The following is a 25,703-nucleotide window of genomic DNA, read 5'->3' as shown; positions in this document are numbered from 1 at the left end:
AGCCGTTTTTTTCTTATTCGTAAAAAACTATGATTTAACCGCACCAGCCATTGCACCGCCAACGATAAAACGCTGCAACGCAACGTACAGCACAACCAGCGGTAACGTTACGATCAGAATACCACACGCTAGTAGCGGCCAGTTATTCATATACTGCCCATAGAAGGTAAACAAACCTTTGGTAACCGGCTGATAATTCGGATCAGACAGATAAATGGTCGGCCCAATAATATCATTCCATACCCCGATGGCTGTGAGAATAATGCCTGTTGCCAGAATCGGCTTCATTAGCGGAACAAGGATGGTAAACAGATAACGGGTGTATCCGCATCCGTCCATGGCAGCCGCCTCATCCAGCTCGCGGGATACCGATTTGATATAACCGACAAACATCAGAAACGCAATGCCTGTGCCCGTCGTTTTCAGCAAAATGTAACCCGTTTGCGTATTATACAGCCCCAGTTGATTGATCAAAGAGAACTGAGGAATCAACGGGTTCGGCAAATACATGGAGATCAAAAAGAAAATATAAATCAACGTACTGAATTTCACGTATCTGCGAGCAAGCGGGAAAGCTGCAAATATGGACAAAATTAAGGTCAGCAATGTGGACATGCCCGTGTAAAGCACACTGTTCCACATGTACTGCGAGAAACTGCCCTTCGTCCATGCTTCGGCAAAGTTCTCCAGCCGAATGCCTTCCGTAAGTGCTACGGGATTCAGTAAATACTCCGTCTGTGTTTTCATGGACACATTAAACAGATAGAACAGAGGGAAGACGTATAGCGCAAGCATCAGCAGCACAATAATGTAGCTGATTGTTCTTGATGTTCTGCTCTGCTTCATTATACTTCCACCTCTCTTTTACGAAGATAGAACAACGCGACCATCGAGATCGTAAACACAAACAGGAACTGAATCATCGCTACCGCAGAAGCCAGACCATAATCGGCTGAGCCGCTACCAAACGCTGTTGCATACACGTCAAATGCCAGCGTTGTTGTATTAAATTTACCGCCTGTGAGGACGTAGATAATGTCAAAGGTTTGCAGTGCGCCGATGATGGACAACAGCATATTCACGGTAAAAGAAGGAGCAATCATCGGGAACGTGATGTTAGTGAATGCTTTCCATCCCGATGCACCATCCATATAAGCCGCCTCGTACAGATCACTCGGAATCGTCTGCAGCCCGGCAAGGAAGATGGTCATGGAATACCCCATGTACATCCAGATCTGCACGAAAATAATCAGCTCAAAGGCAATATTATAATCCCCGAAAAAGTTCGAGCTCGTGCCAAAGAAATTCAGAATCGACTGCGCCGGCCCGCCAAGCGGATTCGCTACGAGCTGCCAGATCAATCCGGACACCGTTACACCAAGCACGACGGGCAAAAAGAATACCGCACGATACAGCTTGTCGCCTCGAAGCTTTTTGTTAATCAGGATCGCCATGAACAGACCCACTGCGTTTTGGATGATAACTACAGCAAACGCAAAATATAAGGATCGCCCGATCGCGTCCAGCCGGTCACCTGCATTAGATGCGCCAAAGAAGGTTTTATAATTTTCGAAACCGACAAAGCTCCACTCTTGTCCTCTCACTCCAGTCGCATCGGTAAACGAAAACAGCACCGTCACCAGTGATGGACCAAAACCAAACACGACATAAAGCAGTAGTGGAATGCTTAAATACAGATAAGGAATCAGCCGCGCCTTCCCTTTTCCAAACGGATACATCGTCCTCACACCTTTCATCGGGTAAAACCAAAAAACCGGAATAACAGCTGACTTGGTACGGGCTGGCCTGAAGGCTCTTACCCCAAGCGCTATTCCGGTGGTTACTATACTACAAAGCTTAGATCCATAACTTAGATGAGTCTTTAGTACACGAGTCCAATCATTCGTTTATTTTGGAGCCGCTGCATCCCAGTCTGCTTGTGATTTGCTCGCAAGTTCCTCTGGTGTAGCAATTGGCCCAGCGGGTTTAAGCATCTCTGCATGAACACTAGACTCAGCAATGTACTGTCCTACGTTCTGACGATTAATGAACAGCTGATCCCAGGAAAGCTTGAAGTTCTCCAGGTATGGTTGAATGTCTTTGATAAACTCACTCTTGATTTCTACATCAGGCTGTGTCGGAAGGAATCCGGCTGCATTAACAAAATCCGTATAGTTCCCTTTCTCCGACAGCATTTCAAGCCACTTCAGCGCATAATCCTTGTTTGGTGACTTATCTACTACCATCCAGGTCATATCGTATTTACCAGCCAAGTCTTTGTTCTTCGCTGCATCGTTACTGCCCGGAATCGGGAAATATCCAAACTTCAGATCAGGGTTAGCTGCTTGAATCGTCGTTGCATCCCACGTACCGTCCGCAATCATAGCCACCTTACCTGTAGCAAACAGACTTGGCAGTGTGCCGTAGTCAATCCCCATGAAACCAGGCATTGCACTGTTCATCAGCGTTTGAGCCTTTTGCAATACTTCAATCTGTACCGGATCAGTCAGCTTGGTTTGACCTGTCCACAGACCTTTGATGTAGCTCAGTTGATCATCATGAATCGAGGCTTGAAGCCCTTGCACCGCAAGGCCAATCGGCCAAACATCTTTACCTGCGAAGCCGAGTGCTTCTACGCCGTTATCTTTGAATACTTTGATGACGTTTTGCAGTTCATCCCATGTTGTCGGCACTTGCAGATTGTATTTGGCAAAAAGGTCTTTGTTGTAGAACAGGCCTGTGAATGCCACTTTACCCATATTGACACCGTACACCTTGTCGTTGTACGTCATCGCGTTCTGCACGTCAACTTCGTTATAATTCTTGATAAAAGCCTGACCCGACAAGTCACTGATCAGCCCTGCGTCGATCCACTGCTTCCACATCGGATCAGCCGCACCCTTGGACCAGTCTTGCGGAGCACCAACGAAGCTGGACTTGAGCGGAATGATATCTACATCGCCCGTGTTACCTGCGTTCATCCGTGTTTGCATTAGTTGATCATACGTTGCATCTGCCGGAACTGTTGTGTACTCCACTTTCACGTCCGGGTACTTCTCTTCAAATTTTTTATTAAATTCTTTGATGTAATTGTTGATATTCTCTTGTTGCCAGTGAATGATCTTTAACGTCACTTTTTTGTTTCCATCCGTAGACGCCTTCCCATCCGAATCGGTCGAACCGTTACCACATGCTGCAAGTACAAACATTAAAGCGGTTACAAGTGTAATAGATAAAATCTTTCTCTTCATATCACTTTCCCCCAACCATTCAAGATTAATTTACGATTCAACAAATTTACGAAATTAGTTTCGTTAATTACACCCTCATTATGACTTCACCTGATAAATTTGTAAATAGTTTATTTGAATTTTTACAAAATATGTGATGAAAACCGCGTCTGATATGGGATTGGGCGTTCTTCCATGGGTAGATTCACACTTTGTTTTACGAAAACTCTATTCGCTGGCTTTATTTTTCCACCTCTACTCTTCCTTCTGCTCTAATTAAAATGAGCCTCTGTTTGTAGGAAATAAGGTTATTTTTACTAAAACCTAGTAGAATTTTCGTTAGATTTGAGAGCAAATACTTAAAAAATATCCATACATATCATAATCACCTCGACGATCACCCTTTCTGTTATTGACTCTCAGAAGCTTGTGACATAGAATGTTGGCAAGAAAGCAATAAAAAGGCACAGCCACAATCTACGAAACTAGTTTAGAATTTGAGGGATATATAATGAATATCAAAACGATAGCTCGTTTGGCCGGTGTGTCTGTTGCAACGGTGTCTAAAATTATTAACAACTACCCTGACATTGGCGAGGAGACACGCCAACGCGTACTTAAGATTATGGAGGAAACGGGTTATCGCCCCTCATCTTCCGCCAAAACACTGGCGACTAAAAAGTCCAATCTGGTGGGTGTTGTCTTTGCAGGGAAGTTGAATGTGGATTTCAGTCACCCTTTCTTTGTAGAGGTCATTAATGCCTTTAAGAAACAGATCGGCCTGTTAGGATATGATCTACTCTTCTTTTCCAATGAAAAGTTCTTAGATCAGGGTGAAGACTACCTGGCACGTTCCAAATATTTTCAAGTAGATGGCTGTATTATTATTGCGGGGGATGAGGTGGAGAGCAGCGTGTCTGACCTTGATGCAAGTCCCATTCCGTGCATCGGAATTGACATTGAGATGAATGGACAGAACTCCTGTTATATCATGTCGGATAACGAAAAAATCTCTACCAAAGTGGTGGAACAATTTTATATGAATGGGTATCGGGATCTCGGGTTTATCGGGCTCCAGCGCGCCTCCCTCGTGATGCAGCATCGGGAAAAAGCCTTTAAACAATCCCTAAAGCAGTTTAGTCTCGAAGAGAAACCGGAATGGTTGGTATACAGCCAGGATTATGCCGCTACCGATGGTTACGAGGCAGCCAAACAGCTGTTACAAGCAGATGTCTTGCCGCGAGCTGTATTCGCCGCCACGGACTTGCTTGCATTTGGAGCGGTACGAGCCTTTAAAGAGGCGGGATTACGCGTTCCCGAGGACATTGCTGTTGCAGGATGTGATGACATCGAAGCCTGTCGTTACAGTGATCCGCCACTCACGACCGTTAAGCAGGATACAGACAAAATCGGACGTCTTGCGGCAATGATCCTGTTTGACCTGATGAACAAACAAATGGATAATCGTTGCATTAAAGTAGAGCCGGAACTGGTATTGCGCCGATCCTGTGGCACGTTGCTGGCATACCAGTAAATGTGGAAGGGTAAAGAAAGCTGGGTTTGGGACTGGATTCAACGTTAACATTGGCGCTAGCCAAGTGGACTGTGATTTGAAAGTGCGAGGAGTAGGAGCATCGGTCTGTCGGGCTAGATATTTGTTGAGCTCAAAAGGATAGAAACTAGATGGATGGTTCGGTAGTAGTTGGTTGGTTGACACTGTAGTGATGTTAGATAGATACTCAGTTATTACCTTGCTGGCAACCCGGTGTACACTAGCTGCCGCTCCCTCCCTTCCAAACTCTAACGATCACCAGAAACCTTATTTACCGGATTTCGCCTCTGTAAAAATTCTAACGATCACCAGCGACGCTATTTGAACCAAAACGCCTAGTTTCCTGTGGTTTTCAGGCAGAAATGAGTAAATAGCGTTCCTCATGATCGTTAGAATTCGAAAAGAGCTAAAATGGGTCAAATAGCGTCATCTGTGATCGTTAGCCACATTGTCATCAAGGAACAATGCATAACTGACCCTGATGACGACGGGTGATGGAGGCCGCTTCAACAGAACTTTCATAACTCCAAGGGTGCGTGCACCATTCCATTGTAGCTTGGCGGTACATAATGTGAGGGTATTGATTGAGTGACAGTCGGCACATGATGAGGCGAACGAACGCATACACTCATGTGAAACTTGCGGCGAATACCAAAAAGACGAAGCAGGGCTTGTGCCCACTTCGTCTTTTTGCCTATAACTTCATGCTCTACCGCTGCCCCCGATCATCGTCAGGGTTTGTGGGAGCACGGAGTTCGCTCTTGTATGGTCACGTTCTCCACGTTCTCCCTAAGCCGTGAACTATTGGAAAGCGACAGGAGGCAGCGGGGATTTGCGCTGCCGCTCCAGCCATCCGGGCCGATCCAGTTCAAGGAGTCGGCGATATCGTTCTTCCCGAGCCAGCAGTTGTTCGTGAGAGCCCTGCATGACGATGTTTCCATTTTCCACAAACACAATCTCGTCCATCTTCTCTGCACCAATCAGGTGGTGAGTGACCCAGATTAATGTTTTGCCTTGCAGGCTGTCCAGCATGGTGCGCATCAGTTCGCGTTCTGTCACGGGATCTAACCCTACAGTAGGCTCGTCAAAAATAACAACGGGCGTCTTCCGTAGCAACACCCTGGCTAGTGCAATCCGCTGACGCTCCCCGCCGGAGAAGCGCAGTCCTGTCTCTAGCATCGGTGTCTGATACCCCTGTGGCAGAGACTCGATCAGTTCAGCCAGACCAACCTGTGCAGCGACCTGACGTATCTCTTCATCCGTTGCATCTGGACGACCAATCCGCAGATTGCCTGCAACCGTCGTATTAAAGAGATGTGGACTCTGATTGAGTACTGCTATCACTTCGGTTATACTCTCGCCAAGCATCTCTACAGGCAGATCATTGATTAGAACCTTGCCGGATGAGGGAGACAAAGCACCTTGAATCAGCTTCAGTAATGTCGATTTACCACCACCGCTACGTCCAAGAATAGCCATACGTTTGCCCTGAGGCAGATGCAGAGAGATATCCTGAACGGCATATACTGTCTCTGCTTCATACCGATAACTCACTTGCTCAATGTTAATATCCGCGCGCAGTTTCGGCGGAATGCGCAGACGGATTCGTCCATCTGCAGTCTTTCCCCGATCCGCTGCGGCTATATCATCGGTCGATTGCACTGCAACTGAACCAGATCGATGTCTGTTATGAGACTCCAATACTTGAGACTTCTTTTTCTGATCTTTGCAATTCTGACCTCCCTGCTCCTCCGAGCCCTCCAACTTGTTTAATCGATCTAGAGATTCACGGTAATCCGGAATATGCCCTAGTGCATCGTTAACAGGTAGCAGTGATTCCGTAAGCGGGAACAAGACGAGCACAAATGCCGCGATCATAACCGCAGGTAGCTGGGCCGCCGAAGTCGTTTGTCCTGCCCACATGGTGACCCAAACAACCATCCCACCAATGAAGCATTGCGCAATAAAATCGCGCGAGCGGTTCCAGCGACGCAATCTACGGCGAATCTGATCAGCATGCTCCTCGTCCTCTTCCTGCCATTGCACGAACGCTGCCGCTCTGCCACTGGCAATCCAGTCTCCCAGCCCGAGTACGCCGTCGGTCAGACGTGTGTACAGCTTGCTGTTTTCTCTTTTGAGCTGCACACGCCATCTCCAGGTCAGTTTTAAAGAAATTGCAGGAAGCAATGCAACAATAAACAACATATACAGTGCCATCCATAGTGCAAACATCGGATCTACACTGCCGAATGCCAGTACAGCCGCTCCGTAGATCACAAGTGCTGTAACAGCCGGGAATACGGTACGAAGATATATATCTTGCAGACGTTCTACATCATCGGCCAGTGCACCGAGCACGTCACCGGTTTGCATTCGCGAACGCAGAAACAGAGCCTGTGGTTCCAAAATGCGATAGAGCTTCACTCGCTGATCTGCGAGCACACGCAAAACAGCATCATGTCCTGCCAGCCGTTCGACATAACGGAACACCGCCCGGAAGATACCAAAGGCACGTATACCTACAATCGGAACATAAACCATCAAAATATTTTCAGGACGCAGCGCAGACTTGGAGATCAGATATCCGGAGGTAAAAAGGAGCATCACCGCACAGAGAGCCGCGCAAGTGCCCAGTGCAATCGCACCGATCAATCGCCAGCGGTACTGTACCGCGTATGGAGTAATCCAGCTATTTTTCCCACCTTGTGCGCCTCGTTCGGTCTCTGTCCCTGGGTGTCCGGATCTCATCTCATATCGCCTCCATCTGCGCTTCAATCATGTGATAATATACCCCTTTTCGTGCAAGTAGTTCCTGATGTGTGCCTGTCTCCGCTACCGTACCGCCATCCATGACAATAATGCGATCCATATGCGGCATCCAGTGCAGACGATGCGTTGCCAGAAAGACAAGTTTACCTTCGAACAAGGGCAGCATCGTCTGCTTCAATTCATATTCGGTCTCGACATCCAGATGTGCCGTAGGTTCATCAAGCAACAGAACACTGCGTTCACTCAGCAAAGCTCTTGCCAGCGCCACACGTTGCTCCTGACCTCCGCTGAGCTGTCTGCCTCCTGCACCAATCTGTTCATGCAGTCCATTTGCCAGAGATGACAATAGCTTTGTCAGCCCCGCTACCTGTGCTGCTTGAGCTACTTCCGCATCGGATGCCTCCGGCATGTAAAAACGAATATTATCCGTAATGGAACCACTGAAAATATACGGATGCTGCGGAATCGCCGCCGTCTGGCTACGCCAGGCCTTGAGCCGTTCCAGACTTAGAGGTTGGCCATTGACCAGAACTTGTCCGGCTGTTGGAAGCTGAAAACCTGCGAGAACATCAATGAGCGTTGATTTTCCGGCTCCACTAGCGCCAATGATTCCAATTTTCCCAAGACCCTTCAGCTGGAAAGTAACATCCTGAAGGGAGTATGCCCCCTCTGCTTCATGCTGAACCTGAATATCCTTCAGCGCTAATCGGCTATGCTCTCCCCAAGATGATGAAGTTGCCACATCATACATCTCATGTTTATCCCTGTTAAATACCACTCGCAGTTGTGAAGAGGAGACAGAACCATTTTCATTTTCACCCAACACTTCAGCTTGATCCAATGCACTTGCATAAGCCTCTGTCTGACGTTGTTCTGCGGCCTTGCCTCGTTCAATCACTTGATTAATCGCTTCGCCAGCTTCCTTGCCATCCAGAGTCGCGTGGTAATCTGCACCCAACATGCGTACGGGCAGGAAATACTCAGGTGCTAGAATTAATACCGTTAGAGCAGGAAACAGGGACATATGTCCTTCCGTAAGCCGGAGTCCGAGACCTACTGCAACGGACGCAACCGACAACATGGTGAAGAAATCCAGTGCAAATGAGGACAGAAAGGCCATACGTAGTGTGGACATCGTTGCTTTTCGGTATCGCTGGCTTACTTGCATGATGGAGCCTTCGTGTGTTTTGCTTTGCCCCAGCGTTTTCAACGTTTCCAGTCCACGCAGTGTATCCACAAAATGATTCGCCAGCGCTTTGTAGGACTTGAATTGTCCATCGATCTTACGCTGAGTCGCCAGACCAATGAGGATCATAAATACGATCAGAATCGGTAGCGTCAGCATTAATATCACACCGGACATCGTATCCAGTTTGAATACATAAAGCAGAAGGACAACAGGTATAAACCCCATGCCCAACATACGCGGGATAAACAGCTCCAGATACGTTTTATATTGGGAAACCCCTTCACGTGCCAGTGTCACCAGATGTCCCGTACCTTCTGTCTTGGCATAACGTGGCCCGAGTCTAAACCATTGTTCCGTCATCTGTTTACGCAGATCGGTTCCGGTTCTCTCCGCATACCGCGTAGTGACAAGTTGTAACCAGAATGACAAGGCATAGCGGGCGGTAAAAGCAGCCAGAAACAGCAGCAGCACCGGATACTGTGACGAAACCGTGGCACCTTCGAACAACGCCGTAATCGCCTGTGCCAGCCATTTGGCCTGCATAATAATCGTCATCGCCTGCAAGAGCACCAGCGCAGATGCCAGTGCGAGTACCGGCCGGATGCCCGGCAGCTTCATTAGCCCGCGTCCCATGTCAGTACTCCAGGTGATGCTGTTCGTTCAGACGTTTGCGGAAAATATAATAACTCCAAATCTGATATCCAAGTACAAACGGTAACAAGGTGCACGCAACAATAGTCATCACTTTTAATGAGTAAGGTCCCGATGCTGCGTTATATACGGTCAGATCAAATGCCGAATTAATGGAACTCACCATAACTCGCGGGAACAATCCGATAAATACGGAGGCAAAAGCAATGGCAATAACCGCACCTGTCATCCCGAAAGCCCAACCTTCTCGTTGCTGACGAATGAAGTAAGCCGCAAGAGCCAGTGCCGTGGCACCAAGCAGAACCATAATCCAGAGCGCCCAGCCACGAACAGCAAACACATCGGTCATCAGATAGGTCAATAATGCGTATATCGCAAGCACTGCAACCAGCGGCATCATTACCTTTTTCGCCAGCCTAAGTGCCCGTTCTCTCAATTCACCTACGGTACGCAAGGAAACAAATAACAGCCCGTGAACCAGACACAATAACGTTACACTCAAGCCACCCATAACGGTGTACGGATTCACAATATCCAGGAAACCGGCATGCATCTGCATGTTCTCATCAATGGGCAGACCTTTCATCAACGTTGCAAAAACAACCCCAAACAGGAATGGCAGTAAGGTACTTGCCACTACGATAATAATGTCCCATGTTTTACGCCAGCGCTGCTGTTTCATTTTACTGCGGAACTCAAAGGCAACGCCGCGTCCAATCAACAACAGCAACACAACCACCAGTGGCAGATAGAATCCGCTGAACAGTGTTGCATACCAGTGCGGGAAAGCAGCAAACATGGCACCGCCTGCGGTCAGCAACCAGACCTCGTTTCCATCCCAGAACGGACCAATCGAATTGATTAATGTACGACGTTCACGATCTGTTTTGGCAATCAGACCCGTAGACATCCCTACCCCGAAGTCGAATCCTTCGAGAAAGAAAAAACCGATAAACAATACGGCAATCAGTACAAACCACAGCTCACTTAGTAACAACGGAATACCCCCCATCTACGCCAAACGGATCGGCAGGCTCATCATGCTCTTCGGACTTATCGACGGCATACGGCCCTGCTTTGATTTTGCGGACAAACAGGAACACCATCACGATGCCAAGAACCGTATACGCCGCAGTAAAGGCAATCGTGGAGAACAAAATCATTCCTGCGGAAACATTAGGTGACACACCTGCTTCGGTCGTCATATACCCGAACACCGTCCATGGTTGCCTGCCGACTTCAGTCATAATCCATCCTGCGGAATTCGCAATAAACGGCAGGGAGATCGCAAAGACCATCAGACGCATAAACCAGGGTTTCGCCACTTCCAGCTTCTTGCGCCAAGCCAAATATGTACCATACATCGCAAGCAGAATCATCAAGCCGCCTGCAGCAATCATGACACGGAAGCTCCAGAATGTGGTTCGCACTGGTGGAATGTAATCTCCGGGTCCATACGTTTGCTGGTACTCGGCATTCAGTTCTTTCATACCTTTGACACTACCGGAAAATTTACTATAAGAGAGATAACTGAGTAATCCAGGGATTTTGATCTCACCGGAGTTCTCCTGTTTATCCGGGTCAATGGAGGCAATAACCGTCCACGGTGCCGGGTCTTCGGTTGTTGTCCAGGTTCCCTCACTTGCAGCCATCTTCATCGGCTGTGTTTCCACCAGATATTGAGCCTGGAAGTGCCCCGAGAAAGCTACACCCAGCGAGGATACGAGACCGATAATAACGGCAATGTTGAAGGATCTGCGGAACACTTCCACGTCTTGTTTTTTCATCAACTTGTAAGCACTAATGCCCGTCACCACAAATGCTCCCGTCATTAAAGCACCAAAAATCGTATGCGGGAATTCAACGAGAAACTGCCCATTGGTAATGAGTGCAAAGAAGTCATTCATCTCCGCCCGGCCATTATTAATGGCGAATCCAACGGGATGTTGCATAAACGAGTTCGCTGCCAGAATCCACACCGCTGACAGGAATGTGCCGACAAATACAAGCCAGATACAGGCCAGATGTACTTTTTTGGACAAACGATCCCAGCCGAATATCCATAAACCGATAAATGTGGACTCCATAAAAAATGCCAGCAAAGCCTCGATCGCCAGCGGCGCACCGAAGACATCACCAACAAAGCGGGAATACTCCGACCAGTTCATACCGAACTGGAACTCTTGCAAGATACCGGTGACCACACCGACGGCAAAGTTGATCAGGAACAACTTGCCCCAGAACTTGGCCATCGTTTTGTAAATCTCTTTTCCCTTCGCAACATACAACGTCTCCATAATGGCTACCAGCAGCACGAGGCCAATGGATAGCGGTACGAAGAAAAAGTGGAAAATCGTTGTAAGTGCATACTGGATACGCGATAGCATAATCGGATCCATACCTTTACCCCTTCTTTCTGTTCGCTTTAGCAAGATACGTAAATGGCTTTGAAGCGGGCTTCTTCGCTGTCTGTCCTCCAAATACGTTGATGAACGTATTGTGCCAGATTACCTAATTTTCACATGTGATAATTATCACTAACTCGTCCCTCTTACGTAAAAAAAGTGACCTCGGTCACACAATAGATAAAATTAAGCCTATTTATCAGGCTTGTTCGTTGCCTGATTGGTCTTGACTGATGCACGTATTCATGGAAGTTGTTCATGTTTGGAGACAAATGCCCATATGTTAGTGTCAGACGGAGATATGTGAAGTGCTGCAACGGCTTTTTTACATACCAAAAATCCCTTGTCAAAGTGTGGTGAGTTACAGATGGAACATGCGGAATCATTAACAGATACTGCTTCAAAGCCAAAACCAAAGCATGCAGAGGACTTGGAGAAGGCAGCCACCGATCTGTCTGTGTCCACAGACATTGCAGTCCAATATGTGCTTTTCCCGCGAAAAGGAGGCTGGTCATCCTTCCCTTACCCGGACATTGCTGCTCTATTTGCAGCTCAAGAAGGTACGATCTTTTATGTCAGCAGCCGTACAGCTGAGGATGAGGAATTGCCAAAGGCCATTCAAGTAATCTCCCTTGCGGAAGCGGAGAAACGACTACAGGAACCTCACACAGCTGCAATCGTTGCACATCCATACTGGCTTATGGCTGTAGCTTCACTACAACCGGAAATATGTATTGCACTATTGCCTGAACCGGTAGGAGATGAAGCAACATCTCCACTCTGGGAGAGCAGTATCTCCAGACTTGTCGGCATTGCCGATCTGGTTGCCACATCCTCGGAAACCCGGTACATGAAGTTGCTCTTCCAAGGTGCCCGTGCCATCTGGCTAGGGGGAGAAGACACTTCACCAGCCGGTTACATCCAATATGACGGTACACGTATTCCACTGCGGGATTATGAGATATTTTTTATGCATGCACTTCAGCAGGCACTGACTGGTAAACCAGACCGCATTACCACGCTTCAATGTCGTGTGCGAGCCGACTACTACAGACAGCTTCGAGCCAAAACAGGTGCTCATGAAACCATCTCGTTTCTTCTGTCCGCATATGAGTATTTACTGGAAGATTCCCGTGCCGCCGCCTCACTCAAGGAAGCATTCACTCATGCTGTCATCAACGGAAGGCAGGATTGTGTGGTGTCTCATTACCGGTTCCTCTCCGCCATCTATGCGAGATCAGGTCAGATTGAAGAAGCTCTGCAGGTGTTTGGCATCAGTGCAAATAACGAGCAAGAACGTCATCATTATGAACAATTGTGCCGCTGGCTTGAAGCCGGAGAAGAACAGTTGGTTCAAGCAGAACTGCTGCGTATCAATGATGATTATGGCAGTGCTCTGCGCGTTCTGGATGAGCTTGGCGGGGAAACGGCAAGGCATTGGAAGTTCCGTATCTATCAGGAAACAGAGTGTGTGGAGGATGCGCTTGCGCTCGTTCATGCCAGTGATATTCAGGATGCGACCAGCCTCCTGCAATATCGACAACTATCCGGGACAGCACTGGCTCTTCGAGGCGAACGTCACGGTGCGGTAAGGCTGTTTCTGGAGACAGCTGCGGAGGATGAAGAGGCCTTGGCCCGGATTATGGAACTGGAGTTGCTGGATCAAGCCGTACAGCAGTTGCTTGGGGAGGTGCCTTAATGATAGACCCGAAGAAGCGCAGAACCCCTGGAAGTAGGCCCGTTATGCATGATTTGCTTCAAACGTCTTCGAGTTCCGAAGCCCAAAGCCCCTCAAGTCAAGTCCATCGCATCGTGAACTCACGGATCGAAGAGGAAACGAATTCTTCCGCGAGCCGGGATGTAGAGATAGACGCGTACGAACAAAACTCTCCCGTACGTCGGGTGCGCAAAAATAAAAACAACAAGCTGACTGCCATGCTTCAGGTACGTAATGAGCAAGGACGTTATCTGGAAGAAGTGTTGCAAAATCTGAGTGAATTCGTGGATGAAATCGTCATTGTGGATGATGCCAGTACAGATGGAACACCGGAAATATGCAGAGCTTTCCCAAAAGTAGTTCGTCTTGATGTGTTAGAGAAGCCACTGTTTGCCGAAGAATGGCGCCTTCGCAACACGTTATGGCAAGCTGCCGTCAGTACAGATCCAGACTGGCTTCTCTCGGTAGATGCCGATGAACTATACAGCGCTGAAGCCAAAAAGGCAATGCGCAAACTCATTGATCAGGACTACGCAGACTGGTTTGCCTTCCGATTCTACGATATGTGGGGTTGCCGAACACATTATCGGGAGGATGAGCTGTGGTCCATGCACAAACGTCACACTGCCTCCCTTGTCCGTTATATGCCGGGCTATCCTTACTTTTACCCGCAACAGAATCACCATGTTCCTCGTCTTCCCGCGTCCTGCACCGTGTTACCAGGGGTATGCACTGAACTGAAAGTTCAGCATCTCGGCTGGGCAGGCAGTTTGGAGGATCGGGTACGCAAATACTTACGTTACAAACGAATTGATCCGCATGGGGAATGGGGCAACCCAGCGCAGTATGAGTCCATTCTGGACCCTGAGCCGCGCCTGCTCCCCTGGAAGGAGGAGTCGTAATATGGGTGTGGTCAGCATACTGACCCATAGTTTTACCGATGGTTACAACCGGGAGTTTGGCCGGGTATTTGGCGGCGGGCTGGAACGTTATATTCTCGATCTATGCAGTGTCATCCGCGGACTCGGACATATTCCCGAGGTACACCAACTGTCCTATTTCGAAGCATTCCAGACCCGAACCGAACAGATCGACGTCTATGGTTACGATTACGACATGGAAAATGTACCGGAAGCTTTTGACCGGATGGCCGCAGCCGCTCGCGGTCCAATCATCTATGCCAGTTGCCTGTGGCAACCCATCACCTATAAACCTGGCAGTCTCGGAATATGCCATGGAATTAATTGGGATCGCCCCCGTCTGCCGCTTGAGACGAAACGCCAGGTTGCCGATCACATTCAGCTCGCGCTGGACGGACTGGTTCGCATCGTTTCGGTAGACTCTCATTTCCAGACTTTCTGCCGGGCAGCTTGTATGTATACCGATTCAGAACAAATTGTGCTGATTCCCAACGCAGTGGACACCTCTTATTTCATCCCGGCTCCGCCAAGGAGGACACTCCCACAGCAAAACGAAGAAGATTGGATGGCTGCTTGGAAAAGAGACACGGCAATGTCGGCTGAAGATGAAGACATCCTTGTTCAGGAATACAAAGAGGATGCAGCAGATCATCTTACAACAGGCCTTAATGATTCAGAGTTATATCGCAGTTCAGGAGAAAAAGCCAGAACGAAGAATTTTAAGCGAGAGCAAAGTGAAGACTCCGGCGCTGATGCTGTTTCTTTCGAAAACGGGTTTGCGGAAATCACTCCTCATCAAGGTCAAGGTCATACGAACAACGCTGTAGATGTACCAGTCCCACGTCCAATACGCATTCTATATCCACGCCGCATTAGTAGCGAGCGCGGTATTATTCCTATGATGCTGGCGGCAGATAAGCTGCTCGGGGCTTTTACAGATGTGGAGGTTGAATTTGCCGGAGAACTGGTCGAAGGCAGTACGGTGGGCAGAGCCTTTCGCTATTGGCAGCGTACACATCCGCATACAGCCCGCATCTACCAGCATACGTACGATTTCAAAGATATTCGTGACGCTTACCATCAGGCAGATATCGTTGTCATTCCTACCCTATTCTCGGAGGGAACCTCCTACGCATGCCTGGAAGCGATGAGCTGCGGTCTTCCGGTGATCGCTTCCAATGTCGGCGGACTCAATGATCTGATTCAGGATGGGTTCAACGGATTGCTCGTACCTCCGGGTGAGCAGGCACTGACTGCCGCGCTCATCAGGCTCGTTCAAGATCGCTCCGAGCGGGAGCGACTTGGCATCTATGCGCGCGAAACGGCGCTGTCTTATGATCTGTCCATATGGCGCAGCCGGTGGAGCAGGGTACTGGAATCTTTTTTAGCTGAAACAGGATTGAAGGAGGCGATTCAAACATGATGGACACACCCGACACCACGGCAATGATGGAATCAAGGTACATCCGGCAAAGCGATCCGAAGACAGACACGCTCGTTTTTCCGCTTCATCCCGCATGGTGGAGCCGTCCTTATGAGTATGAATGGGCAAGGCAATTCGCGCGTTCAAGCGACGTAGTGCTGGATGCAGCCTGCGGTATTTCGCACCCGTTCAAGTTTTGGCTCACGGAACATTGCCGCGAAGTTCACGCATGTGATTGGGATGAACGCATCTTGTCGGAAGAGGCGATTCGTCTAGATATTGCGGCTGATTTTGGCGAACAGGCGGCTCTCCATCTGCCCGAACATTACCTTACCCGGCTTCACCGCGCTCAGGCCAATCTGGCTCAGCTTCCATATCGTCCCGAGCAGTTTGACCGCGTATTCTGCATCTCTGTTCTGGAGCATCTGGACACGGGCACGATGCTGCGGGCTTTTCGCGAATTCGCTCGGGTGTTGAAACCACGCGGACAGTTAATCGCCACTTTTGATGTGCCCGAGATGCGACCGGATTTGCTGGAAACGATCATGGCTGTCACAGGGCTGATGATTGAAGATAAGTTAACTGTGGAAGAGCCTACGGACGCCATCTCCTCGGAGATGTACGGCGCGCCCATCCGCTGTTTCAGAGCTGTCATATGCAAGACGGGAAAGGGATAGTGTCGTTAGTGAGGCACAACATTTTAATACACCTATCTTTACACACGTTATACAGTACTTCATCTGATCTATATAATTTGAACTAAAGATTTTACATAGTCCACTCCGATGACAGAAGAACCTGGAGAGTAGCGGTTATCCCCAGATTTTTTGGATTCCCTTTTCTAAAGGGAAAAATCCGGTGATAAGCATATGCTTCCGATGTAGCTTTCTTACAGAAAGCTTTTAGGCGAGCGCTTCGCTTTTCCAGGTTTTTTCTGTCCTCTCGTTATTGTGTAAAAGAATAGTTCAACTTATATAGCATCTAAATAAGCACTCTCATAGAGGCTTTTGATAAGAAAACGATCGGGTATCCAAACGTAATATGAGGAAACGGTAGTGTTACGGATTGCATAACGAATTGCATAGTTATATGTTTATCCGTCTGAACCAGCAGGCCAAACTTGTGGGAAATGCAGTGTGTGCCGGGATACCCGGCTTTTTTGTTGTGCTGTGAAGTCGGGGCATCCCGGGAGTATCCGGCGCTATGGGTACGCCGGATTACAGGTATACCAGCAGCATGTTGCACTGCTGCTGGAAGGCTGGGGCATGGGCTGCGCCAGAGGCCGTCAGGCGCAGCAGGGTCTGTAGGCCCGGCGGCGGGGTCTTCGCCGGGCGGCCTTGGGCGGCAGCATGCCGTGCCGTGATCCGGGCCGCGTTATCGGCCCAATCACGCGCCAGGCTCTGCCGCCGGGCGAGCAGCGCGAGCGTGCCCGCCAGGAGCGCATGCGCTGCGAGCGCCGGGGCGGGCACTTCGTCCGCGCAGGGCTGCTGCGCGCCGCTAGGCGTGCCGCATAGCGCAAGCAGCCATGCGCGGACGTGAGCGGGCGCGCGCAGCAGCCCGCAGCGGGCCGCAGGCGGGAGCGCTGCAAGCAGCGCCAGCGCGCCGCCCGGCGGCAGGGCCTGCAGCAGGCGCAGCCATGCGGGCCAGGCGCCCACGGCGGCGAGCGCTTGCGCGGGTAGCGCCATGCTGCTCGCGTAAGCGCCGCACGTTGCTGCGCCCTCGTCTTGCAGCAGCGCCTCGGCCGCATGCGCCACCTCCGGCACGGCTACACGCTGGCGCGTTGCCGCCGCACGCCCGGGCACGCCGCGCTCACGCTGCTTGTGGCCCAGCGCCCACAGTGCCAGCGCAGCCTCTGGCCCATGCTGCGCATGCGCTGCCCACAGCCGCAGTGCCGCCCTTGCGGCTGCATCCTCGCCGATCTGGGCCAGCGCCAGCCCCTCGGCAAGTGGCTGCTCGCGCTGCACCGGGCCCAGCGTCCATGCATGGCGCAACAGCCATTCCGGCCGATGCGTCGCCAGCGCGACAGAGACCAGTGCTTGCCACGACGCTAGCGGCAAGCTCCCCCACTCGGCTACGCCAGCAATGGCCTGCGGCCGTCCCGTAGCTGCCCCAAGGAGCAACATTCGCTGCCATGCTACCACGCTACCGGGCTGTATGCACAGCGCTTCCGTATAGGACGCTTCCGCTTCTGCCCAGCGGCCATCCTGTTCATGTGCCATGCCTTCCAACGTTAGGCTGCGGTAGCTTCCGGCACCGGACACCGAGGTATATCTCCCTGCTGTCGATGCGGCGGATTTCGCCTGCTTTAACCATTCTAATGCACGATCTGCACGGTTCTGATCCAGTTCCAACACAGCGGCAAGTTCAAGCAGGTCCGGGAAATCATCATATACCGTTACCCAGTTCTCCACCACAGAGAGCGCCAGCTCAATCTGCCCCAACTCTCTCCACGTATATGCTGTTTTTAGTACCACATCCGAATGATATCCACACGTCGGATCAAGCTTTGCCAGCAGCGGCAGCAGTAATCGAATTGCTTCATCATACTTCGCTTGCTGAAACCACTCTGCAGCCAGCGCATAGAGCAGTTCCTGCTGATCTGGTGTCTGTTGCAGAGCCAGCCGAATCAATCTCATGTTACGCACATCTTTTCGTTTAGTAGCAATCACTTTATCCAAATAACCGTAATGGACAACCTCGATGTCCGAATGATGAATTCCTTGCGGCATCAACGCAAGAATAGAAGAAGCGACTTCCTCATGGATTCTCCCATGAAAAGCAATTCGGGGGTCATTTCGAAATAAACGGCACACCTCGTCCGTTACACGTTCTTCGCCTGAGTTACCCAGCAGACTCGTCACCTTAACCCAATACCCCCAGCTCTCTTCACTCCCCGCTTCGAGCCATTCCATTAGCTCTGACTTTGTCCATAACGTATGCATCCACATTTCATCGGCATCCAGTACCAGAATCCATGTAAAACTTGCGGCAGCAAGTGAAAGATTACGCGCCTGGCTAAAGTCTCCGTTCCACTCTGTACTAATGATGGTTGCATCATATCGCTGAGCAATAGCTACGGAATCATCCGCCGAACCTGTATCCACGATAATGATCTCGTCTATGATTTCACGTACAGAAGCCAGACAACGTTCCAGAAACTCACTTTCATCCCTCACGATCATACATAAGCTGATACCTTCCTTCACCCGTACCCTGCCCTCCTTCCGTCAAAACCCTCCCTGCATATCCTTCGCCTTCCATGTATTGTCCGCCGCTCTTCCGACTCAGCCCTCGAATCCGTCTGCTCCAGGCAACTCCAGCCGAATATGCTGAATGACAGGCCAGTATGCAAGACGCTGCCTTTTCCCAGGCTCCACCTGTTCCTTATCAGACGTCAGTTGCGCCAGATGGTGATCTGCGGCACGAATTAGTCCTTTAACTAGCCAGCTCGTTCCGCTAAGCGTATCCGAAGCTCCTGTAAACGGTTCTCGAATCAACTTTCCGGCATCGATTATCTCCCGTTTAACTTGTTCTCCCTGACTTCTCTCCTTCGCCAGTCTTTTTTCAGTTGCATCATGCACTTCATCCAGCAGTTGCCTCCCCCGTTGAATCAATCCATGCAGCGCCTGCCATCTTCCAGACTGAACACAGCCTTCCAGCATCAGCCCAAGTGCTTGCCATCCGTCGTACAACTCTGCATGGTCTGCGTCCGCCACACCCTCAAGTGTAGCTGCATTCTCCAAGTTCGATCTGTTCCCCATCTCTACTGCGAGCTTTCCCCATCCTGTAGACCCTGACTCTTCCTCAGATGCACTCTCCCTGCCCTCGCCTACCTGTGAGCCGTTCATCAGCCAACGGGTGAAGGCATCCTGGAATTTCATTTCCTTCCCCTCTTTCCCACTCAGCCATTGCAAACGTTCAAGCCAACGGGCAGCCATAGGTGCAAATGAGCCCTTTTTTCGCTTCACCGTTTCGAGTTTCAAACGCGCGCTACTCCAGTCCCCTCGCTGTACATGCAGAACAGCCTCAGCTATAGAACGTTTCTCCCGTTGCTCGCCGGAAGAAGCAGACGGTAACTCCCCGAGCAGTTCAAGCGCCGCATCGTAACAATGGCACTGTTCCAGAATACCTAGTACTTTAGATAAAGCTTCCTCCGAGCTCATGGCAAAACGCGACTCCATCACCGCTGGAATCTGCCCCTCCTGCCCGGATACCCGCATGATTCGAAATAGGCGATACAGTGGCGGTACCAAGCTGGATTTTGCCCGCACCGTTTCCACATAAGCATCGACCGCTCCCTCAAGATCGGCCTTTCCTTCCAGCAAGCGGCCCAGCGTGTACCATGTCTGGTATGTGCCCATGCCTTCCTCTGTGTGAAAAATCGCTGGCGGTGGCCCCTGCTGAACGGCTTTACGAAGCCACATCTCAGCAGCATCCGTATCCCCCACAGCATCCGCACATATCGCCCGATGATGCATCAGGTCTGTGTATTCTGGAAAAAGTTCCAGCGCCGCGTCCACACATTCCAATGCCTCCTGCCAGCGCTCTAAATGCTCCAGACAGCGGACTTCGTATTTCAACAGCAGATGAGCATAACTGGTCACTGCAGGATCGATCATCTTCCGGGCTTTACCGAACGATTCCAGTGCCTGCTCCGCTTCACCCACACGCAAATACTCCACGCCCAAGTTATAGTGATGGAACGGTTGATCTGGCTCTTCTTCCACCGCCTGTTGTAGCAAACGCACGTTGCGATTCACCTTGTCCTTGCGCTCCACAACAACCGTCTGATACCCGTAATGGTGAATCACCATGTCCGTGATATGAAACGCGGCCTCCGGATTTCGCTCACAGATCGCCGCCGCAATCTGCTCATGGATGCGACCTTTGAACCGATGCTCAGGATGACTGCGAAACAAACGTAGCACCGGATTGACCGTTGCGCCCTGCTGACCCGAACCCGTATAGTTATGAATATTTAAAAACAATCCGTCGCATCCGCTGACTTCCGTCCAGCTCCTGATCTGCTCCCGAGCTGTCGCTTCCAGCGCCTCGTCCGCATCAAGAAAGAGAATCCAGTCGCCGGAAGCCTGCTCCAGGCCAGCATTTCGCGCGGCGGCAAAATCATCGCACCACGCAAACTCAACCACCGACGCGCCATACTCCCGCGCAATGGCCACACTGCGATCAGATGATCCAGTATCTACTACAATGATCTCATCCACCACATCCCGCACACTTTCAAGGCAACGTGGCAACATCTCTTCCTCATCCTTGACGATCATGCACAGAGAGATCCGCTCGGCCTGACTCCGCTGTCTCTGATGCTGATGTGCCTGCATGATGATTCCTCCTTTCTTTTGCATGATATACTGTCCGCCAAGGTATCCCCTCCGCTATTCGCAACTGTTTCTCCAAAGCCAGCTGCTGATCCGCAAGCACCCTAACCTCGGAAGAACGATTCCGTTCCTGACGAATTAAACCAAGAGCCATCTGCAAGTAACAGATAGCCGCTCCAGCACGGGCTTCACTGAAATCCGGTTTTTGCTCCAGTGCCTGTTCCAAGAGCGACAGTGCTTGATCCAAATGTCCTTTGGAGTACAGCGTTTCTCCCAAACAGAACAGCCCTTCCGCATCCAGTTCTCCTTCCGTCATACTCTGAATCAGCATCTCGGCGGCAATCATCGTGTATCCATGCTGGTGCAACAGACCCGCATAATTTCGCCGAATCTCTGTTTCTGTCCTCTCAGGATCTGACATGATACGAACCAGTCGCTCATGCAACTGCTGTGCGATGACCAAATGCCCGCTCTGAATCGCACGAGCCACTAACTGCCTTGCGATCATTTGCACAGGTTCACTCCATTGCAGAAGCTGCCCATCCGGTACAGCAGGTACAGGAGCGATAGAAGAACTAGCTGATAGAGCTGCAGGCTTATACTCAAACAGTAATCGGTCCGCTACCTTCCACATTCCCCTCTCTAGAGGAGATACTTTAGCGAAGAAAGATGAAGGCAAACGCCTGCCACTCGCCCAACACGCTAGCGCCCAATCACTTCGCTCATCCGATTGAAGGCTCATATCAGCAGCATCCTCCACTCCTGACGTGATGACAGACGAGAAAGAGGTCCGTTTATGATCCTCTCTATCCGCTTCTCCCCAGCTACTCTGAGCGAGATTCCATGCATCGGTAACTTGGCCTGCACACAACATCCAGTGAAGTTGATCACCTACTGGAATATGAATATGGGATGCCTCACCACCCAGAAGAAGTAGTGCTTGTTTATACGCTCCACAATTAGCGAGGGCATAGAGCATATGCATCAGCACAATCTTCGTTTCCTTTCCCAAAGAGGGATGTGGTCGGTTCATTTGATCTGCATGATCTGTCGTTACATGGATCTGATGTAATCGATGAGCTAGATGAAGCAACCGATCTGCAATGGATTCGTCCGAAACTCCCTGCTGTTGCAGTGCATCCGCCAGCCCCATCCAAGCCGGTCTGTAGGTAGATAGATGCTCCAGGGCAAGCTCATATAGCCGAACCGCTTCCTGCCCGAATCCCCGTTGCTGTGCCAGCCGAGCCATCGATGTATATGCCCGGTAACTGCAAGAGCCTGCTTCTGTCACGTAAAAAGCTTTGACCACGGCTTCACCGCCACCAGACCTTCCGTGATCATTTGGACTGGAGGCACAGGTGCTCGCCCGTGCATAGGCACGATAAGCCCGTTCCTGCAAGCCTTGTCGCTCCAACACTTCACCGTATATCAAATGCAGATCAGCGTATGCAGGGTAACGTTGAGTTTCTGCGGAAAGCAACAGATGTGCTTCTTCGTAACGCTCCAGTTCTACCAGCACTTTGGCCAAATCTCTCACAAGGGTGGAGCGATAGGGAGCTTGCCATTTGGCCCGTTTCAGTGACTCACGAAATGCCTCCACCGCCTGTTCCAAATCACCCAACTGGCAGCGTGTTACGCCCAGATTATACAGGTGAAAAGGATCTGCAGGATGATCGGCAAGCTCCCGCTCGATCAGGCGCAAATTACGCTTGCTCTTATCCCCTTTGGCGATTACGGTAGCGAGATAACCATCATGCCCCAGACGCAAAGGAGCAAGCGGCTCTTCTTCGACTTCTACATCTATTTCTACTTCAACAGCTGCTGAATGATCTACTGTACTTATTTCCAGTGAATCCAAGTGTATACCGCTCTCTCTTATGGACTTGTTTAGGGTAACATCAGAGCTTTGATAGTCCGTGTTTTGGCGAAACAACTGCTCATGAATGCGCCCTGTGTACTGGTAACCGTGATGAGCCCGGAACAGCCGTACCGGATGAGACAGGATCTTGTCCTCTATCCCTTCGCCGTATTGATTTTCGATCGTGATGCGTAATCGGGTGATGCTTTTATGGACGTTTGGCAAAACATTCATCAATTGATCCAAACCTTCGATGACATACTCATCGGCATCCAGACAGAGAATCCATTCGGTCGTTGCCAGGGGCAGGCTAATATTTCGGGCTTTAGCAAAATCATCTTCCCAACTGGCGTGTAGCACTGTCGCACCATATGTTCTGGCCATATCAGGTGTCCGATCGGACGAGCCTGTATCCGTAATGAACCATTCCGAACCCGCTTGCTTCAAGCTGTCCAGACAGCGGGGCAGGTGATGCTCTTCATTTTGCACAATCATATGAATGCCGAGTAACCGGTTCTGCATCCGCAGTGACCTCCAATACAAAAAAATACATGAAGCCCACTTAAAGTGAACTCCATGTACCTATATGACAGCAGAGCAGGTTATGTGCCTTGTCCATTGAAGAACACGTCAATCGTGCTTGGTGCACCGAGCAAGCTTGAGCGATAAGAAAGACGTGTGTATTTCAGGAAACGTTGCGGTACCAGAACATCTACAGAACCGGATAGAATCCCTGTTACCGTAGTCACATCGGTGTACCAGTTGGTTCCGTTCGCACTGATCTCCACTTGGGCATCCACCCTGTTCACACCTGGTCCCCTGTTATACACGAAAAAGGAGTATGTGCCGAATACACTCGTGGTCACAGCAGGTAGCGATGTAAATGTGTTAGCAGTCGGTGTGCCGACAAGTTGGTTCTCCTGAAAACTTTTTTGCGAGATGGAGGTTACGCTGCTCAGTGTACCCGCCGTAATCGTTGCGCCAAGCACGCTGGTAATGGTCCCGTTCAACAAGTTGGTTAACGTTCCGGCTGTGATCGTGGCACCGAGAACACTTGTGAGGGTACCATTCAGCAAGTTCGTCAATGTGCCAGCCGTCACAGTGGCACCGAGCACGCTGGTTATCGTTCCGTTTAACAGGTTCGTCAGCGTTCCGGCCGTCAAGGTAGCACCAAGCACACCGGTAATCGTTCCGGCAGTGATGGTTGCTCCAAGCACACTCGTAATTGTACCTGCTGTAATCGTCGCACCGAGTACATTCGTAATCGTTCCGTTCAACAAGTTCGTTAACGTACCTGCGGTAATGGTCGCGCCCAGTACACTGGTGAGCGTACCATTTAACAGGTTCGTTAAGGTACCTGCCGTCAACGTTGCTCCGAGCACACTGGTTATCGTTCCGGCGGTAATCGTAGCACCTAATACACTCGTAATGGTTCCCGCCGTGATCGTTGCTCCAAGCACATTGGTTATCGTACCGTTCAGCAAGTTCGTCAGGGTACCCGCAGTCACCGTTGCTCCAAGTACACTCGTGATTGTCCCAGCTGTAATCGTCGCGCCGAGCACGTTCGTGATCGTACCATTCAGCAAGTTGGTCAGTGTTCCAGCCGTGATGGTTGCACCGAGTACGCTGTTAATTGTTCCTGCGGTGATCGTTGCTCCGAGCACACTGGTAATTGTACCGTTCAACAGATTAGTTAATGTTCCGGCAGTGATTGTTGCACCGAGGACACTCGTGATGGTACCGTTTAGCAAGTTGGTCAGGGTCCCCGCTGTTACTGTGGCACCTAGCACACTTGTGATCGTTCCAGCTGTAATCGTCGCGCCGAGTACGTTCGTGATGGTACCGTTCAGAATGTTGGTGATTGTACCCGCATTAATGGTAACCGTGGTCAGACCTGAAATGTTGCTGATCGTCCCGTCTAGAATGATACCTACCACATTCCCGCTTGTATCTGTTCTGACGGGCTGAGCCGTACCTGTACTATCCTGACCAAAAATCAGTGTTCTCAAGTTATCCGGATTCGTATTAAACGTTGTAAAGTTAGGCATAAGCCTCGTCCTCCTCCCTGGACAATCTGGGTAATGAAACTACCTTACGAGCATACGCTGTGCCTGAAAATATACATCAAGCCGAGTAGGCTGAGCCGGATCTACAGGCAGGAGCACAAGCCGGGTATAGTGTAGAAATCGCAAGGGAACCAGCGCCTTCGTCTGTCCACCCTCAATGACTTCCTGACTATCCACTGCGTAATCTACGGCATTCGGACTGACCTGAACTTGAACGATCGCTGGATGTTTTCCGCGATTCACCACGCCATAGCTGTACATGCTCAGAGATGAGGTATCCTGCGGCGGGAGGGCATGTTCACCCTGACCTGTCTCTGCTCCAGTGTAGGTATGCTCTGTAAAACAGTGAGTAGCACCAGGGAGTTTCGTGCGTGAGAAAGCACCCTGTTTGAACCTAGGACGGGTAATCCGGGAACAAGGGGGCTTCAGCAGTTTGGCGCGGCGAGAACAACGGGATGGGCGGCGGCTGACATATTTAGTTTTTGGTTTCATTGTCTGCTTGGCTGAGGGTTTCGTTCTCTTCCTGCTTCGCTTGGCTGTTCGACTCATCTCGATTTCCCCTTAAAAAATGTGCTTACGCATCG

17 protein-coding genes are annotated in these 25,703 nt (G+C 50.3%); 5 read left to right on the top strand and 12 right to left on the bottom strand.

Features of this window, described 5'->3' with window-relative positions:
• Positions 1 to 27 precede the first annotated feature (27 nt).
• The 3 genes from BLQ13_RS15730 to BLQ13_RS15720 all read right to left on the bottom strand — a co-directional run bounded on the left by BLQ13_RS15730 (position 28) and on the right by BLQ13_RS15720 (position 3,251).
• The gene (locus BLQ13_RS15730; RefSeq protein ID WP_090921688.1) at positions 28 to 846 is read right to left on the bottom strand and encodes a carbohydrate ABC transporter permease; all 819 of its coding nucleotides are present in this window, start codon (positions 844 to 846) and stop codon (positions 28 to 30) included.
• Entirely contained in the window at positions 846 to 1,739 is an 894-nt protein-coding gene (locus tag BLQ13_RS15725) for a carbohydrate ABC transporter permease (protein ID WP_090921685.1), read from the bottom strand. The genes BLQ13_RS15730 and BLQ13_RS15725 overlap by 1 nt, the downstream gene beginning before the upstream one ends.
• Positions 1,740 to 1,907: 168 nt before the next feature.
• Positions 1,908 to 3,251: an ABC transporter substrate-binding protein gene (locus BLQ13_RS15720; protein ID WP_090921683.1), complete on the bottom strand. Its 1,344-nt coding sequence runs from the start codon at positions 3,249 to 3,251 to the stop codon at positions 1,908 to 1,910.
• 490 nt (positions 3,252 to 3,741) lie between these two features.
• Here BLQ13_RS15720 and BLQ13_RS15715 point away from each other — a divergent pair, with 490 nt between their 5' ends.
• The gene (locus BLQ13_RS15715) at positions 3,742 to 4,764 is read left to right on the top strand and encodes a LacI family DNA-binding transcriptional regulator (RefSeq protein ID WP_090921682.1); all 1,023 of its coding nucleotides are present in this window, start codon (positions 3,742 to 3,744) and stop codon (positions 4,762 to 4,764) included.
• A gap of 819 nt (positions 4,765 to 5,583) precedes the next feature.
• Here BLQ13_RS15715 and cydC read toward each other — a convergent pair.
• The 4 genes from cydC to BLQ13_RS15695 are packed head-to-tail and all read right to left on the bottom strand — an operon-like array spanning position 5,584 to position 11,790.
• Complete coding sequence (gene cydC, locus BLQ13_RS15710) at positions 5,584 to 7,530, bottom strand: thiol reductant ABC exporter subunit CydC (RefSeq protein WP_090921680.1); 1,947 nt, start codon at positions 7,528 to 7,530, stop codon at positions 5,584 to 5,586.
• A gap of 1 nt (position 7,531) precedes the next feature.
• Positions 7,532 to 9,373 (bottom strand): thiol reductant ABC exporter subunit CydD, encoded by a 1,842-nt coding sequence (gene cydD / locus BLQ13_RS15705; protein WP_090921678.1) that lies wholly within the window; start codon positions 9,371 to 9,373, stop codon positions 7,532 to 7,534.
• A 1-nt stretch (position 9,374) separates the two neighbouring features.
• Positions 9,375 to 10,403 carry a cytochrome d ubiquinol oxidase subunit II gene (gene cydB, locus BLQ13_RS15700; RefSeq protein WP_090921676.1) on the bottom strand — a complete coding sequence of 343 codons (1,029 nt, stop codon included), beginning with the start codon at positions 10,401 to 10,403 and terminating at the stop codon, positions 9,375 to 9,377.
• Entirely contained in the window at positions 10,375 to 11,790 is a 1,416-nt protein-coding gene (locus tag BLQ13_RS15695) for a cytochrome ubiquinol oxidase subunit I (protein ID WP_090921674.1), read from the bottom strand. Before BLQ13_RS15695 ends, cydB begins: the two co-directional genes overlap by 29 nt.
• A 373-nt stretch (positions 11,791 to 12,163) precedes the next feature.
• Here BLQ13_RS15695 and BLQ13_RS15690 point away from each other — a divergent pair, with 373 nt between their 5' ends.
• From BLQ13_RS15690 to BLQ13_RS15670, 4 genes are read left to right on the top strand one after another with little or no spacing between them, the layout of a single operon-like run.
• Positions 12,164 to 13,495 (top strand): hypothetical protein, encoded by a 1,332-nt coding sequence (locus BLQ13_RS15690; RefSeq protein WP_090921672.1) that lies wholly within the window; start codon positions 12,164 to 12,166, stop codon positions 13,493 to 13,495.
• Positions 13,495 to 14,415, top strand: a complete 921-nt coding sequence (locus tag BLQ13_RS15685) for a glycosyltransferase (RefSeq protein WP_090921670.1) — start codon at positions 13,495 to 13,497, stop codon at positions 14,413 to 14,415. Before BLQ13_RS15690 ends, BLQ13_RS15685 begins: the two co-directional genes overlap by 1 nt.
• A 1-nt stretch (position 14,416) precedes the next feature.
• The gene (locus BLQ13_RS28895; RefSeq protein WP_244159332.1) at positions 14,417 to 15,856 is read left to right on the top strand and encodes a glycosyltransferase family 4 protein; all 1,440 of its coding nucleotides are present in this window, start codon (positions 14,417 to 14,419) and stop codon (positions 15,854 to 15,856) included.
• Positions 15,853 to 16,533, top strand: coding sequence for a class I SAM-dependent methyltransferase (locus BLQ13_RS15670; RefSeq protein WP_090921668.1), 681 nt, complete (start codon positions 15,853 to 15,855; stop codon positions 16,531 to 16,533). The genes BLQ13_RS28895 and BLQ13_RS15670 overlap by 4 nt, the downstream gene beginning before the upstream one ends.
• 540 nt (positions 16,534 to 17,073) lie before the next feature.
• Here the strand turns inward: BLQ13_RS15670 and BLQ13_RS15665 are convergent.
• The 5 genes from BLQ13_RS15665 to BLQ13_RS15630 all read right to left on the bottom strand — a co-directional run bounded on the left by BLQ13_RS15665 (position 17,074) and on the right by BLQ13_RS15630 (position 25,668).
• Positions 17,074 to 19,062, bottom strand: coding sequence for a glycosyltransferase (locus BLQ13_RS15665; RefSeq protein ID WP_090921665.1), 1,989 nt, complete (start codon positions 19,060 to 19,062; stop codon positions 17,074 to 17,076).
• A 78-nt stretch (positions 19,063 to 19,140) separates the two neighbouring features.
• A complete protein-coding gene (locus BLQ13_RS15660) occupies positions 19,141 to 21,198 on the bottom strand; it encodes a tetratricopeptide repeat-containing glycosyltransferase family 2 protein (RefSeq protein ID WP_167375754.1) in 2,058 nt (685 codons plus the stop codon).
• Positions 21,125 to 23,575, bottom strand: coding sequence for a glycosyltransferase family 2 protein (locus BLQ13_RS28310; RefSeq protein WP_139168903.1), 2,451 nt, complete (start codon positions 23,573 to 23,575; stop codon positions 21,125 to 21,127). Before BLQ13_RS28310 ends, BLQ13_RS15660 begins: the two co-directional genes overlap by 74 nt.
• Before the next feature lie 80 nt (positions 23,576 to 23,655).
• The gene (locus BLQ13_RS28890; protein WP_244159331.1) at positions 23,656 to 25,101 is read right to left on the bottom strand and encodes a DUF6385 domain-containing protein; all 1,446 of its coding nucleotides are present in this window, start codon (positions 25,099 to 25,101) and stop codon (positions 23,656 to 23,658) included.
• A gap of 39 nt (positions 25,102 to 25,140) precedes the next feature.
• Positions 25,141 to 25,668, bottom strand: coding sequence for a DUF6385 domain-containing protein (locus tag BLQ13_RS15630; RefSeq protein ID WP_090921661.1), 528 nt, complete (start codon positions 25,666 to 25,668; stop codon positions 25,141 to 25,143).
• Between the last annotated feature and the right edge of the window lie 35 nt (positions 25,669 to 25,703).

The organism is Paenibacillus polysaccharolyticus (assembly GCF_900102085.1).
GTDB classification, from domain to species: Bacteria; Bacillota; Bacilli; order Paenibacillales; family Paenibacillaceae; genus Paenibacillus; species Paenibacillus polysaccharolyticus.
The sequence above is the reverse complement of the archived record's forward strand: the minus strand, read 5'-3'. Positions and strand labels throughout refer to the sequence as shown.

Excerpts from the sequence above, each read along its gene's own strand:
- cydC (WP_090921680.1), bottom strand. The coding sequence starts at position 7,530 with ATGAGATCCGGACACCCAGGGACAGAGACCGAACGAGGCGCACAAGGT.
- BLQ13_RS28895 (WP_244159332.1), top strand. The coding sequence starts at position 14,417 with ATGGGTGTGGTCAGCATACTGACCCATAGTTTTACCGATGGTTACAAC.
- BLQ13_RS15720 (WP_090921683.1), bottom strand. The coding sequence starts at position 3,251 with ATGAAGAGAAAGATTTTATCTATTACACTTGTAACCGCTTTAATGTTT.
- cydB (WP_090921676.1), bottom strand. The coding sequence starts at position 10,403 with ATGGGGGGTATTCCGTTGTTACTAAGTGAGCTGTGGTTTGTACTGATT.
- BLQ13_RS15670 (WP_090921668.1), top strand. The coding sequence starts at position 15,853 with ATGATGGACACACCCGACACCACGGCAATGATGGAATCAAGGTACATC.
- BLQ13_RS15630 (WP_090921661.1), bottom strand. The coding sequence starts at position 25,668 with ATGAGTCGAACAGCCAAGCGAAGCAGGAAGAGAACGAAACCCTCAGCC.
- cydD (WP_090921678.1), bottom strand. The coding sequence starts at position 9,373 with ATGGGACGCGGGCTAATGAAGCTGCCGGGCATCCGGCCGGTACTCGCA.
- BLQ13_RS15715 (WP_090921682.1), top strand. The coding sequence starts at position 3,742 with ATGAATATCAAAACGATAGCTCGTTTGGCCGGTGTGTCTGTTGCAACG.
- BLQ13_RS15730 (WP_090921688.1), bottom strand. The coding sequence starts at position 846 with ATGAAGCAGAGCAGAACATCAAGAACAATCAGCTACATTATTGTGCTG.
- BLQ13_RS15695 (WP_090921674.1), bottom strand. The coding sequence starts at position 11,790 with ATGGATCCGATTATGCTATCGCGTATCCAGTATGCACTTACAACGATT.
- BLQ13_RS28890 (WP_244159331.1), bottom strand. The coding sequence starts at position 25,101 with ATGCCTAACTTTACAACGTTTAATACGAATCCGGATAACTTGAGAACA.
- BLQ13_RS28310 (WP_139168903.1), bottom strand. The coding sequence starts at position 23,575 with ATGCAGAACCGGTTACTCGGCATTCATATGATTGTGCAAAATGAAGAG.
- BLQ13_RS15685 (WP_090921670.1), top strand. The coding sequence starts at position 13,495 with ATGATAGACCCGAAGAAGCGCAGAACCCCTGGAAGTAGGCCCGTTATG.
- BLQ13_RS15725 (WP_090921685.1), bottom strand. The coding sequence starts at position 1,739 with ATGTATCCGTTTGGAAAAGGGAAGGCGCGGCTGATTCCTTATCTGTAT.
- BLQ13_RS15690 (WP_090921672.1), top strand. The coding sequence starts at position 12,164 with ATGGAACATGCGGAATCATTAACAGATACTGCTTCAAAGCCAAAACCA.
- BLQ13_RS15660 (WP_167375754.1), bottom strand. The coding sequence starts at position 21,198 with ATGCAGGCACATCAGCATCAGAGACAGCGGAGTCAGGCCGAGCGGATC.